11 protein-coding genes and 1 pseudogene are annotated in these 13,637 nt (G+C 39.9%); 2 read left to right on the plus strand and 10 right to left on the minus strand.

Annotation, left to right across the window (positions count from 1 at the left end; all coding sequences use genetic code 11):
• Position 1: 1 nt before the first annotated feature.
• From CVT07_RS07130 to pheS, 5 genes are all read right to left on the minus strand, one after another.
• Positions 2-1,678: a 30S ribosomal protein S1 gene (locus tag CVT07_RS07130; protein ID WP_103650771.1), complete on the minus strand. Its 1,677-nt coding sequence runs from the start codon at positions 1,676-1,678 to the stop codon at positions 2-4.
• Positions 1,679-1,758: 80 nt separating this feature from the next.
• The gene (locus CVT07_RS07135) at positions 1,759-2,583 is read right to left on the minus strand and encodes a 4-hydroxy-3-methylbut-2-enyl diphosphate reductase (RefSeq protein ID WP_021093116.1); all 825 of its coding nucleotides are present in this window, start codon (positions 2,581-2,583) and stop codon (positions 1,759-1,761) included.
• Entirely contained in the window at positions 2,564-3,850 is a 1,287-nt protein-coding gene (gene aroA / locus CVT07_RS07140) for a 3-phosphoshikimate 1-carboxyvinyltransferase (RefSeq protein ID WP_107936395.1), read from the minus strand. Before aroA ends, CVT07_RS07135 begins: the two co-directional genes overlap by 20 nt.
• Positions 3,847-6,183, minus strand: a complete 2,337-nt coding sequence (gene pheT, locus CVT07_RS07145) for a phenylalanine--tRNA ligase subunit beta (protein WP_107936397.1) — start codon at positions 6,181-6,183, stop codon at positions 3,847-3,849. The genes aroA and pheT overlap by 4 nt, the downstream gene beginning before the upstream one ends.
• Complete coding sequence (pheS, locus tag CVT07_RS07150) at positions 6,180-7,175, minus strand: phenylalanine--tRNA ligase subunit alpha (RefSeq protein ID WP_004317202.1); 996 nt, start codon at positions 7,173-7,175, stop codon at positions 6,180-6,182. Before pheS ends, pheT begins: the two co-directional genes overlap by 4 nt.
• Before the next feature lie 118 nt (positions 7,176-7,293).
• Between pheS and CVT07_RS07155 the strand changes: the two genes are divergently transcribed.
• Positions 7,294-7,647, plus strand: a complete 354-nt coding sequence (locus CVT07_RS07155) for a histidine triad nucleotide-binding protein (RefSeq protein WP_004317216.1) — start codon at positions 7,294-7,296, stop codon at positions 7,645-7,647.
• A gap of 79 nt (positions 7,648-7,726) precedes the next feature.
• Here CVT07_RS07155 and CVT07_RS10395 read toward each other — a convergent pair whose 3' ends face one another.
• The 3 genes and pseudogenes from CVT07_RS10395 to argH all read right to left on the minus strand — a co-directional run bounded on the left by CVT07_RS10395 (position 7,727) and on the right by argH (position 10,256).
• Positions 7,727-8,035: a CZB domain-containing protein gene (locus CVT07_RS10395; RefSeq protein WP_430622316.1), complete on the minus strand. Its 309-nt coding sequence runs from the start codon at positions 8,033-8,035 to the stop codon at positions 7,727-7,729.
• Positions 8,036-8,092: 57 nt separating this feature from the next.
• Positions 8,093-8,398 (minus strand): annotated as a pseudogene (locus tag CVT07_RS10400) (methyl-accepting chemotaxis protein); the annotation flags it as partial.
• Between the two features lie 457 nt (positions 8,399-8,855).
• A complete protein-coding gene (gene argH, locus CVT07_RS07165; protein ID WP_107936401.1) occupies positions 8,856-10,256 on the minus strand; it encodes an argininosuccinate lyase in 1,401 nt (466 codons plus the stop codon).
• Between the two features lie 269 nt (positions 10,257-10,525).
• On the opposite strand from argH, the gene CVT07_RS07170 reads away from it, so the two are divergent.
• Positions 10,526-10,915: a hypothetical protein gene (locus tag CVT07_RS07170; RefSeq protein ID WP_012001374.1), complete on the plus strand. Its 390-nt coding sequence runs from the start codon at positions 10,526-10,528 to the stop codon at positions 10,913-10,915.
• A 2-nt stretch (positions 10,916-10,917) separates the two neighbouring features.
• Here CVT07_RS07170 and CVT07_RS07175 read toward each other — a convergent pair whose 3' ends face one another.
• Together CVT07_RS07175 and CVT07_RS07180 are read right to left on the minus strand one after the other, a co-directional pair.
• On the minus strand, positions 10,918-11,457 hold the full coding sequence (locus tag CVT07_RS07175; RefSeq protein WP_107936403.1) for an oxidoreductase: 540 nt from the start codon (positions 11,455-11,457) through the stop codon (positions 10,918-10,920).
• A gap of 2 nt (positions 11,458-11,459) precedes the next feature.
• A complete protein-coding gene (locus CVT07_RS07180; protein WP_107936405.1) occupies positions 11,460-13,637 on the minus strand; it encodes a heavy metal translocating P-type ATPase in 2,178 nt (725 codons plus the stop codon).

Consider the following 13,637-nt stretch of genomic DNA (forward strand, 5'->3'; position numbering starts at 1 on the left):
ACTAGCGTAATTGTTCTTTTATAATGTCGCCAAGTGTTACTTTGTCGTCGTTGTCGTTGATCTCATTTAACACTTCACGCTCTTTTTGTTTTGCTAAACGGCGTATGCTTAGGCGAATTCTATTTTTCTTCTCATCGATAAATGCGATAGCGGCTTCGATCTCATCGCCGATCTTTAACGTGCTAGCATCTACGCTACCTAGATCTTCTTTGCGGATTAACGCATCGACATTATCGCCAAGCTCAACAAACACGCCAAAATCTTTAATGTCACGGATCGTTCCTTTTACGATATCGCCTACACTAAATTTATTAGCAAATGCCTGAACTGGACTTTGTTTTAGATCTTTTAGGCTTAGAGAAATTTTTTGCTCAGCGCTGTCGATTTTGATGATCTTTACTTCAAGCTCGTCGCCAGCTTTGAACATATCTTTGCACTTGTCATTTCTATCCCAAGATGCATCTTCGTTGTGTAGCAAGCCCTCAACGCAGCCTACTCTAACAAATGCACCAAAATTTGTGATAGTTGTCACAACGCCTTTTACTACGTCACCCTCTTTAAATTTAGCTTTAAATTCATCAAATGGCTTTGGAAGTAAATTTTTAAGGCTCACTCTTAAGCGGTGTCCTTTTGCGTCTATTTCGATAACTTCAACATCGATCTCTTGACCTTCGCTGATGTGATCTTTTGGATTTTTGATATTTTTATCCCATGAAATTTCAGATATGTGTAAAAATCCTTCAATATCATTTCCAAGATCGACAAATGCGCCATAAGGCTCGATATTGCTAACTGTTACTTTGATAGTGTCGCCAACTTCTAGACCATCATTTATGATCTCTTCCCAAGGATCTGGAGTAGCAGCCTTGATAGATAGAGATAGGTGGCGTTTTTCGTTGTCATAGCTGATAACTTTAACTAAAACTTTATCGCCTTCTTTGTATAAAGAGCTAGGATTTACTGGGCCTTTGTAGCTTATCTCGCTGTAATGCACAAGTCCGTCCACACCACCAACATCAACAAACATACCATAAGTTGTAATCTTCTTAACTGTGCCCTCTATAACGCTATCGTTTTCTACTATGTTTGATAGAGCTTCTTTGCGTTTTTTGCGGTCGTCATCTAAAATTTTCTTTCTTGAGACAACGATGCTATTCTCTTCTTTATCAACTTTTATAACTCTTACTTTGTATGATTTTCCAACTACGCCCTCAGCGTTTTTAAATCCGCTGTGCGTTCTTGGTAAGAAAAATTCTACGCCATTTGCGTCTTGAGTAATAAAACCACCTTTATTTTTTCCAACTACTTTTACGTCGATTTCGCCAGAATTTTCAGGATCGTAAGCTTCGATGAAAGCTTTAACTTTCTCTTTTCTAAGTGCTTTTTTGTGCGACACTATAGGTCTTCCATTTCTTGATCCAGTTATTACAACTTTGATCGTATCGCCAACTTTATGCGTCAGGTTGCCGTTTGTGTCAGTGATCTCAGAAACATTTAAAATGCCTTCTGACTTCTTGCCAACGTCGATTAAAACCTCATCGCCATTGATACTGACGATCTTTGCGTCACTATCTTCTTCAGTCTTTTTAAAAGACTCCTCTAACATCGCAGCAAAATCGATATCTTCGATATCTTCGTCTTTTGCTTTTCCTAATTGAACACTTTTGTTCACAGCCATCTTGATCCTTTAAATTTTATTATGCCAGTAGCGGCAAATTGGCTTATTATAGTTAATTGTGGCTTTAGCTAGGATAAATTTTATACTTTTTTGATTCTGTCAACGACTTTTTGTATGATCCAGTCAGGTGTGCTAGCACCCGCACTTATACCACACAAATTTTTGCCATCAAACCATGATCTTTCAAGCTCTTCTTCGCTTTCAATGAGATAGCTATCTTCGCAGAAATTTTTAGATATTAGATAGAGTTGTTTTGTGTTTGAGCTGTTTTTACCGCCGATTATTATCATCACGTCAGCTCTTTTTGCTAAATTTTTAGCAGCCTCTTGGTTTTCAAATGTCGCGTTGCAGATAGTGTTAAAAACGCGCAGCTCTTTTACATGAAGCATGAGATAGTTTGCGATCTGCATAAATTTCTCAACTTTTCTAGTAGTTTGGCTAACGAGCGCGACCTTTTGCTTAAATTTAATGCCCTCTAGCTCGCTCTCTTCAAGCACGACATAGACATTGCCCTTGGCATACGACTTCACCCCTTTTACTTCTGGGTGATGCATGTCGCCAAAGATCACCACATCATAACCCTCTTCGCTCATTTTTTCGCAAATTTGTTGTGGCTTTGTCACAAATGGACAAGTTGCGTCGATCACTTTTATATCGGTCTTTTTTAGCTCCGCAAGGTCGTTTTTAGTGATGCCATGAGTGCGGATGATCGCCTTTTTCTCATCTTTTAGCTCATCTATGCCCTCAAGCGTCTTTACATTGTAGTTTTTCTCTAGCCTGTTTATCTCTTCGTTATTATGTATGAGCGGACCGATAGTTGCGGCATCTCCAGCGTTTTCAGCTATTTTTATAGCCCTTTTTACGCCAAAGCAAAATCCATAACTACTAGCAAGCTCGATCTTCAACTCTAGCTCCCATTTTCTTTAAAATTTCAGCAAAATTTGGAAACGAAGTAGCGATAAATTCGCTCTTTTCTATCTGCATGCCACATTTTAGTCCAAGTATGGCAAAGCTCATGGCGATCCTGTGATCTCCGTGGCTATCTATTGTAGCAAATTTAGCCTCAGAGCCATTTATGATAAAGCCATCTTCAAGCTCGCTAGCATCGACACCGCACTGCTTTAGCGCATTTATCGTGACAGCTATCCTGTCGCTCTCTTTTACGCGAAGCTCTTTTGCATTTGTTAGCTTGCTTTGACCCTTAGCGCAGGCAAATGCGATGGCTAAAGCTGGGGCTTCGTCGATGAGCCACGAGATATTTTCGCTAACCTCTACACCTTTTAAATTTGGCGAGTATCTAACCTCAATATCGCCGATATCTTCATATTTGCTTGAAGTTTTGTGAAATTTTATCTCAGCGCCCATTTTTTCTAAAACTCTGTAAGCTTCGATGCGAGTTTTATTTAACAAGATATTTTTTAAAATGATATGCGAATTTGGGATGATTAAAGCTGCGACTGCGAAGAAAAATGCCGAGCTTGGGTCGTTTGGCACATCTATATCAAGTGGCGCAAGTGGGCCTTTCATCGGCTCTAGAGTGATCTCTAGGCCGTCACGCTTTATATCAGCCCCCATGCCAGCAAGCATGCGCTCAGTGTGGTCTCTGCTTAGCTCTGGCTCGCTAAATTTGCAACCATTTGAATAAAGTGCTGCCAGTAAAAGCGCGCTTTTTACCTGAGCTGAGGCGATCTTGCTCTCAAAACTAAATCTTTCAAATTTAGTCCCTCTTATGCAAAGAGGAGCGTTGTTTGCGTTGTTTGCGCCATCTATCTTTGCACCCATATCATTTAGAGGCTTTGCTATCCTTGCCATCGGACGAGAATTTAAGTATTTATCGCCACTTAGCACGAAAAAGCCCTCCTGCGCGGCTAATAGCCCCATAAAAAGCCTCATCGCCGTGCCTGAGTTGCCACACTCCAAAATTTCATTTGGCTCTTTTATCTTTTGTGGCGGAGTGATCGTTATCTCAGCTCCGTTATCTTCGATCTTTGCGCCAAGGAGCTCGACTATTTTTAAGGTATTTAACGTGTCACCTGCTCTTAGGTAGTTTCTAACGCGAGATGGCTTGTCACTTAAAAGCGAAAACATCGCGCATCTATGCGAGATAGACTTATCAGCTGCGATGTCATCGATGGTTAAATTTAGACTTTTTTCTAGTGGATAAATTCTCATCTTATTCCGATATTTAGTTTCTCTTTTAGCTCGCTTAAAATTTTATCCATAAGTGCGTTTATATCGTCATCTTCGAGCGTTTTTTCCATATCTTGGAATGTAAATTTAAGGCTAAGGCTAATCGCGCCGTTTAGTTTTGCATCTTTATAGATATCAACTGGCAAGAACTCTTTTAGCTCTTTTAAATTTAGCCCTCTTATGCACTCATAAATTCGTCCAGCTTCGAAATTTTCAGGCACGATAAGGCTAAGATCCCTTGTAGTGCTTTGGAATTTTGAGTAAGGCACTGCTAGGATCGGCTCAAATTTAAGCTTTGCAAAATCAATCTCACAAACATAAGTTTTAGGCAGATCCCTTTTTGCCTCTACTCTTGCATCAACTCTGCCGATATAGCCGATCTTTTCGCCGTTTTGATAGATGTGTGCCTGCTCGTATGGGCTAAGATATGAAATGCCATGGCAAGGTTTTAGCTCAAATTTGCCTATGACATTTTGCACCATCGCTGCAAATGCGTAGAAATTTGCCTCCTCGCCCTTTGCGCCATTTATCAGTGTCGGCTCTTTTAAAAGTCCAGATACGACAAAGCCTAAATTTAAGCCTTGGTTTGCATTTTCGTCAAAGACTTCGCCAAGCTCAAAAAGTCTAACTGAGCGTTTTGAGTTTTTGATGTTTTTCTCGCTTGAGCTTAGAAGGTGATTAACAAGTGCCGGTCTAAGCGTGTTTAGCTCGTTGTTTATAGGATTTAGTATCTTGATCTTGCAAGGCTTGAAATTTAGCTCACTTAGCTCATCAAGGCTGTCAAATACGTAGTGCACGCTTTCAAAAAAGCCATTATCAGCTGCACGGCGCCTTAAATTTAAAGCATTTTTATAGTCAAAATATGTCTTATTTAGCCTATTTTTCTCAGAGAAATTTAGCGGCGTTGAGGCGATATTGTCGATGCCTATTATCCTTACGATCTCCTCGCAGATATCATGAGAATTTACGATGTCATGGCGAAATAACGGCACTTTTACATTAAAGCTCTCTTGCTCGACATTTACCGCGATCTCAAAGCCAAGTTTCTTTAAAATTTTAACGACATCGTTTCTTGCAACCTCTTGACCGATCATATTTTTAAGCTCACCAAGTGAGATGCTAAGCGTGATAGGCTCGGTGTTTAGAAGTGATTGTTGTGATCCTGCAAAAAGACTTAGACTATCTTTAAAGCTAGCTAGCCTTTTAAAAAGATAGTCCGCCCCATAAGCTAAATTTGGCTCGCTGCCACGGCTTGAGCGATAAACTTGATCGCCTTTTGGTAAATTTTTATTTTCAAAAATGGCTTTTGAGACAACATCTGGTTTTACGTAGCTAGCCTCTACCAAGATCACCTTTGAGCCCTCATCGACCCTAGCCTCATCGCTTTGGTAAATTCCAGCAACACCTAAATTTTTATCCTCACAAAAGACCACGCACTCGCCATTTTCGCCATTTTTGATGTCAAAAACTGCTTTTTCGCCCTCGCCCACAAGCTTAGCGTGATCATAAACTCTAAATAGAACGCCCGTGCAAAATGTCGCGTATTCAAGTAGTCTTTCTACTAAATTTGTCTTTTGACAATCAATTAGAGCTAGTCTCAAGCGAGTTAATAAATTTTCACTTAATGCATTTTTTAGCTCAAATGCTTTATACAAAAACGAGCCATTTACCTTATCTTCAGTTCGCACAGATGCGATCCTGCCGATGCCTAGTAAATTTTCACTGTCTTCATTTTCGTGGCTATCTTTCATATTTAGATCAAGTGCGGTGCAAATTTCTCTTGCGATGCCGTGTAAATTTTGGCAGTCGCCCCTATTTGCTGTGACATCAACCTCGATGATCACATCTTTGAACGCTTCAAATTCACCAAGGCTTGTGCCAAGTTTTAGCTTGCCGATACTCTCATCAAGTGGCAAGATGCCGTCATTTGTCTTAGGTAGCCCTAGCTCAGTTGAAGAGCAGATCATACCGCATGATTCGATGCCTCGCAGCTTTGCCTTTTTGATCTCAAGGCCATTTGGCATCGTAGTGCCAATGAGCGCGACTGGCACAAACTGACCAGCCTCGACGTTTTTAGCCCCACACACGATCTGAAGCGTTTCGCTGCCAACATCAACCTGACAAACGCTTAGCTTATCGGCGTCTGGGTGCTTTTCTCTACTTTTTACATAGCCAACTACGATGCTCTTTGGTAAATTTATCTCTTTATAGCTATCAACTTCTAAACCGATTGAATTTAATGTCTTTGAAAGTGTCTCGCCGCTAACCTCGCTAAGGTCGATCCACTCGTTTAACCAATGCTTTGAAATTATCATTTAAACTGCTCCAACAATCTTAAATCTCCCTCAAAAAGTGACCTTAGATCAGGCACTCTATGAAGCAACATCGCAAATCTCTCAACGCCAAGACCAAAGGCATATCCACTTACATTTTTATAGCCAACCGCCTTAAATACATTTGGATCAACGACGCCGCATCCAAGCACCTCAAGCCAAGTAGTCTGCTTGCACACCCTGCAGCCCTTGCCATGGCAAAATATACAACTAATATCAACCTCTGCGCTAGGCTCCGTAAATGGGAAAAAGCTAGGGCGAAAACGCACTTCAACGTCGCCAAACATGTGTTTTAAAAAGCCCTCTAGCATTGATTTTAAATTTGCAAAGCTAACTTTCTCAGCGTCCTCCACTACAAGGCCCTCAACCTGATGAAACATCGGTGTATGCGTTAAGTCCATATCACGTCTAAAGACCGTGCCTGGCGCTATCATGCGAATAGGCGGCTTTTGATTTAACATAGTTCGCACCTGAACTGGGCTCGTATGCGTCCTTAAAAGTCTAAAATCATCTAGGTAAAACGTATCTTGCATATCCCTTGCTGGGTGGTATTTTGGTAAATTTAGCGCCTCAAAGTTGTGAAAATCATCTTCTATAAGCGGCCCAGTCTCGAGCGAGAAATTTAGAGCTAAAAAATACTCAATTATCTTATCCATCGTGGCCATCACAGGATGCAGCGCCCCGCTAGCAACAGGCTCGTTAAAGAGCGTGATATCAGCGGCCTCTTTTTTCATCTTATTATCTATCTCTTGCTCGCTAAGCTCGGCCTTTTTGGCTTCTATTAGCGCGCTTAGCTCATCTCTTTGCTTGTTTAAATTTGCTGCAAATTCCTTTTTCTCATCCTCGCCAAGCTCTTTTAGCTTTGCAAAGCCTTGCGCCAAGATGCCCTTTTTGCCAAAAATTTCTACCCTGACCTTCTCCAGATCATCAAGAGTTGAAATTTCATTTTTGATTTTATTAATGAAATCTTGCAATTTTTTACCTTTATGAATTTTTGCATCGATTTTATAGAAAAAGAGTTAAAATCAAGATAAAAAGCGCGAAATTTAAGCACACTTTGATATAATTTCTCAAACTTTCAAAGGAGCTAAAATGACCATATTTGAAAAGATCGTTGCCGGTGAAATTCCTTGTAACAAAGTGCTTGAGAGCGAGAAATTTCTAGCTTTTAACGACATCAACCCAAAAGCGCCGATCCATATCCTCATCATCCCCAAAAAACACTACAAAAACTTCCAAGAGATGGATCCAGTTTTGATGGGTGAGATGACTAAATTTATCCAAGAAGTGGCGAGCTTAATGGGCGTTGATAAGAGCGGTTACCGCCTCATAACAAACTGTGGCGAAAACGGCGGTCAAGAGGTCATGCACCTGCACTTTCACCTACTTGCTGGCGCAAAACTTGGCTGGAGCGAAGGCGTAGCTGATCCACAAAGCACATTTTAAAAACAAAATTTAGACTCTTTTTGAGTCTAAATTTCACTTCGTATTTTTACTTTTTAAAACATCATAAATTTAAATAAATTTATCTCCTAGCAGCTTTTACCGCCTCAAGTAGCTCTTCAAAGCCCGCTTTGCTTGAGTGCTCGACGTCTTTTAATATCTCGACACCTGCTAAATGTCCCTTATCTTTGTCAGCAAAAATCGCCATAGCCTTATCTAGTCCGTGATGGACATTTTCGTGGTGCGCAGCTATGCTTGAGAGGGTTCTTGGATCTTTTATGATGGTATTTTTCACATCTTTTTCATACCACTTGCCAAATCTACACTCATGCACACTTTGAATTTTATTTATCTCGCCAAGCAAGACGCCTCGGTAGCCATTTAACTTCATGTTGATGTGATCTATCTTACCGTTACTTACATTTACTTCGTTTGTGACATTTAGAGCTTGGTTTAGGATATTTTGCGTGTTGGCATTTACACTTGAGATGTTGCCTTCAAAACCACCTAAAATTTGCATCGCATTTGCTGAAATTTTAGAGAAACTCTCACTCATTTCGATCATCGTGTTCGCACTTTGCTTAAGGCCATTTATATTTACTTCAACCTCAAGTGTAGCCTTTTGCGTGCGCTCAGCAAGCTTTCTAACCTCATCTGCAACGACTGCAAAGCCTCGTCCATGTTCGCCCGCACGAGCCGCCTCGATAGCAGCATTTAGCGCTAGCAAATTTGTCTGATCTGAGATATCTTTTATGAGATTTATGATCTCAACGATAGAATTTACGCTTCCATCAAGCGAAGAAGCGTCATTTGAGAGATCGCCACTCATCTGGCTTACTTGCTCGATCGAGCTTAAAATTTCAGCCGTTTGAGACTTTAGCTCGCCTGTTTCTTTGAAGGTTTTTTCATTTAAATGGTTTATATTTTCAAGCATTTTTAGGTTTTCTTCGATGGTTGATTGTAAGAAATTCATACCATCTTGATAGCTAGTAAGCAACAAATTTACAGCCTCTTGCTTATCCTTAGCTTGCTCTTTTGGCTCGCAAGTTTTGGCATTTTTTAGCTCATTTTTAAGTGCTAAAATCTCAGCTTTTAAAGCTTCATTTTCTCTCTCTAAAGCTTCATTTTTACTACCAAGCTCTTTACTTTTGCTGTCAAAAAACATTTTTCATCCTTTAAAATTCGTAAATTTTGCGTAATTATAACTCTTTTTACTTAAGCCAGTCGTCTAAAATTTGAATTTGCTCTTCAACGCTTTTATTTGCCGTGCCGCCTTTTGAAGTGCGAGCCTCTTTTGAAGCGTGCAGATCTAGAAATTTAATGGCATTTTCATCTAAATTTTCATCGACACTTTTTAGCTGCTCTTTGTTTAGCTCGCTTAGATCAAGCCCCAAGCTTTCAGCCTTTGCCACAGCCTTGCCGGTGATAAAATGCGCCGTTCTAAATGGGATATTTTTCTCACGCACTAGATAGTCCGCTAGATCAGTGGCACTTAGATGCCCTGTTTTTGTCGCTTTTAGCATATTTTTTTCATTAAATTTAGCCGTTTTTATCATCTCATTTAGGATAGTAGCAGAGCTTAAAATGGTCGCAACACTATCAAAAACGCCCTCTTTATCTTCTTGCATATCTTTATTGTAAGCAAGTGGTAAGCCCTTCATCGTAGTTAGCAGCGCTACTAAATTTCCATTTACACGCCCAGTTTTACCGCGTATGAGCTCAGCGACGTCTGGATTTTTCTTTTGAGGCATGATGGAGCTGCCAGTGCTATAAGCGTCACTAATGCTTACAAAGCCAAATTCTTGCGAGCTCCAGAGTATGAGCTCCTCGCAAAGCCTAGAAGCGTGCGTCATAAAAACGCTAATGTTAAATAAAATCTCCAGCGCAAAGTCGCGGTCGCTCACGCTATCCATCGCATTTTGCGTGCAGCCTGCAAAGCCTAGCTCGCTTGCAACGATGCTCCTATCTATCTTGTGCGGCGTGCCTGCAAGGGCTGCTGAGCCAAGCGGACTTAGGTTGTTTCGCTCATAAGAGCTAACAAATCGCTCAAAATCCCTCTTAAACATAAACGCGTAGGCTAGTAAATGGTAGCTAAGGCTTACTGGCTGGGCATGCTGAAGGTGCGTGTAGCCTGGCATTAGCGTATCTTTGTGGTTTTTGGCTAAATTTGCAAGCGTAGCGATGAGCTCTTTAATGAGAGATGAAATTTCTAAATTTTTCTTCAAAACATAAAATTTAAAATCAAGCGCAACCTGATCATTTCTGCTTCTAGCTGTGTGAAGTCTGCCACCAAGCTCAGCTCCGATGATCTCGCTAAGGCGCTTTTCAACCGCCATGTGGATATCTTCATCCTCTATCTTAAAAGCAAATTTACCAGCCCTTATCTCAGCTAAAACCTCATCAAGCCCCTTGATGATCGCCTCTGACTCATCTTTTTTCAAAATTCCGCAAATTCCTAGCATTTTAGCGTGCGCCTTACTGCCAGCGATGTCCTCTTCAAAAAGATTTTTATCAAAATTTATAGAAGCGTTAAATTCCTCAAGCAACTTCGAGCTAGCCTCGCTAAATCTGCCCTCCCACATCTTTTTATGTGCGTTTTCATCTTTTTTCATAGCTTTGCCTTTGATTAGTTTTGCATGATTTTAACAAAAAGGTGCTTAACTAGGCTTTTACAAGCATTTTAAAAATAAAATTTTTGATCAAAAAAGAGAAATGTAATATAAAAATTATGCTAGAGTAGTAAAAAAGTTATATATATAATTTACATTTAAGGTTATTAAAATATAATTCGCTCAGCAACTTTTTAAAAACTATTTCAAGTTTTTTGATTTTTTGCCGATATAGTTATAAATGAAGAAATAAACTAAAAAGGAAGGACGATATGCAAATAGATGCAAATATGAACTCAAATGTTTTCTATCACAACGGCTACACATCTATATCATCAAGTAGCGCTAAAACCAGCATATTAGTATCTTCTGGCTATGGTACAAAAGATATCGTTAGAAGTAATGATGTGCATGTCGAACAAAGAGAAGAGGTTAGACAAAAACCTACAATTATTAGAAAAGAAGATGTCACAGAGTTACAAAAAAATTTAGAAAAATTACAAGATCAAAGAAGTGATATAGCTGATCAAATTTCAAGCATCCAACACCTGAAAGATCGTGATTCTATGCAGATGCTTCATCATCTAAATTTAGAACAATCAAGCATTCAGAATAACATTTTAAGTATTAAAACTCAGATGACAGAAATGGTACAGGCTTAAGACTAAGCCTTACCGATAATAGTTTTTAAAACCAAACAAAAATCCTCTAAAAAGTATCCCATTGACTTATAGAAGTTACTGCTAGTATTTTGTTCTAGCTCTTTTGCAAGTTGCTCGGCATAAGGTAAGAAAAATGAGAGGCTAAAAGCAGCAAGAAGTTGCATAGACTCTTTTGTCGCCTCTTTTTTTAAGATATTTGCTATCAAAATGAGCTGATTTGAAATACTATCAACCTCACCCATTTTTGGCTCAAAATTTATTGCTTTATAAAATTGCGCCAAATCATCTTTTGCGCTTGAAAAATAGTAGCTTGCTTCAAATTTTGCCTTCAAAATGACAAAATCATCACACAAGGCCGCACTACTCTCATCTTTGATAAATTTAGCGTAAAGCTCATTTCCTTTTACATTCGCATCGCTCTTTGTCTGCGTTATCCACGCATTTGTCTTTTTGATACGCATAAAAGATGAGACACCCAAGATGCCGTTAAAATTTGTAGCAAGTGCAGCCGCTACGACGCTGTAAAGCTCTCCAAGTCTCAAATTTAATCCTTAAGTTGCAAATATCTAAGTCTAAGTGCATTTAGCACGACAGTAACCGAGCTTAAGCACATCGCCATCGAGCCATAAACTGGGCTTAGAAGCAGTCCAAATATAGGATAGAGCACGCCAGCAGCCACTGGTATGCAAATGGCGTTATACATAAATGCCCAAAACAAATTCTCTTTTATGTTAGCAATAGTCGCATTTGCAAGCTTTACAAGCCCGCTCACGCCACGCAAGTCATTTTTTACAAGCACGATATCACCAGCGCCTTTAGCGATGTCTGAGCCTGAGTTCATAGCGATGCCAACGCTTGCTTCTTTAAGCGATGGCGAGTCGTTTATGCCGTCCCCTACAAAGATCACGCCACCTCGGCTCATGAGCTCTTTTACTTTGTTAAATTTATCCTCTGGCAGCATATTTGCATAATACTCGCTCACATTTAGCTTGCTAGCGATATTTGCCACTACTTTTTTATCATCACCTGAGAGGATCACGCTTTGTAAATTTAGCCTTGAAAGCTCGTTTATAACGCTATTTGCTTCATTTTTTAGCTCATCACTTAGTGTTAAAAATCCGCTAAATTTTTGATTTACCGCACAAAGTATGACGCCACTGCCATCATTTGTAGCCTCTTTTATCGCCAAACTATCAGCTTCATTTAGCAAGATATCGTTTGCTGCGAGCAGCTTTTTGTTACCTATTATTATCTTGTTACTCTCGTCTTCATAGACGATGCCTTGACCAACTACGTTTTGGAATTTGCCATTTAGCTTTTGTAAATTTATGTAATTTTGTTTTGCGTATCTTACGATCGCTTTTGAGATCGGATGCTCGCTTAAATTTTCAGCAGATGCCACTAGCTCTAGCTCTTTTTCGCTCAAATTTGAACTTTTGACGCTGATTAGCCCCTTACTTAGCGTGCCAGTTTTGTCAAATGCTACAAATTTAGCATCTTTTATAAGCTCCAAAACCTCTGGATTTTTCACCAAAATCCCAGCTTTTGCACCACGCGAGAGGGAGCTTACGATTGCTATTGGCGTGGCAAGTCCTAGTGCGCATGGGCATGAGATGATGAGCACGCAGATCGCGCTAGAGATCGCATAGGCGAAATTTCCACTAAAAATTATCCATATAAAAAATGTAAGAACTGAGATCGCCACGACGCTTGGCACAAAGATGTTTGCTATCTTGTCAGCCAACCGTCCGATAGGCATCTTTTTAGAGCTAGCGTCGCTTAGTAGGCTTAAAATTTGAGATAGCAAGCTCTCAAAAGAGCTCTTTGTCACCTTGACGCTTATGTAGCCATTTGTGTTTAGAGTGCCGGCAAATACGCTATCTCCCACCTCTTTATAAACTGGCAAGCTCTCTCCTGTAAGCATAGAAGCATCTATCTCAGCGCCACCTTGAACTATCACGCCATCACTTGGGATGTTGTAGCCATTTTTTACGATGACGATGTCGCCTACTTTTAGCTCATTTACATTTACCTCTTTACTATTTCCATCTGGCATAACCAAAAAGGCGGTCTTTGGTGAAATTTTAAGTAGCGTCTTTAGGTAGTCGCCAGCTTTTGCTTTTGAGCGCTCTTCAAGGTACTTGCCAAGCAAAACAAAGGCTATTATCATCGCTGCGCCTGAGACATAGACGTTTTTTAGATCATCTGGGATGAAATTTGAAAAGATCACAACAAAAAGCGAGTATAAAAACGCACTACCGCTTCCAAGAGCTACAAGCACGTTCATATCGTAGTTTTTGTTTTTAACAGCCTCTATGGCGTGAACAAAGAAGTCTTTGCCACTAAAAGCTAGCACCAAAAATGCTAAAACTAGCATGAGTAAATTTACTAGCAAGCTCTGAGGTGCGAACATCTCAAGCGCCATTATCACGATGCTTGTGATAAATGCAAATATAAATTTATTTCTTATCGAGGTTATATGCTCGTCTCTTTTGGCTTCAAATTCATCGATATTTGTCGCCACAAAGTAGCCAAGCTTCTTTATCTTTTGCTCTAAAACTTCACGCACGCTGGCGTCTTTTAGGACAAACTCACCGCTTGCATTTGCAAAATTTACATTTGCTTCAAGCACCCCATCTATCTTTTTAGAAACTTTCTCGATAGCATTTGAGCAATTTACACAGCTCATTCCCGCTATATTTAGCTTGACTTTTAAAGGCAT

Source organism: Campylobacter concisus (assembly GCF_003048875.2).
Classification (GTDB): Bacteria; Campylobacterota; Campylobacteria; order Campylobacterales; family Campylobacteraceae; genus Campylobacter_A; species Campylobacter_A concisus_AU.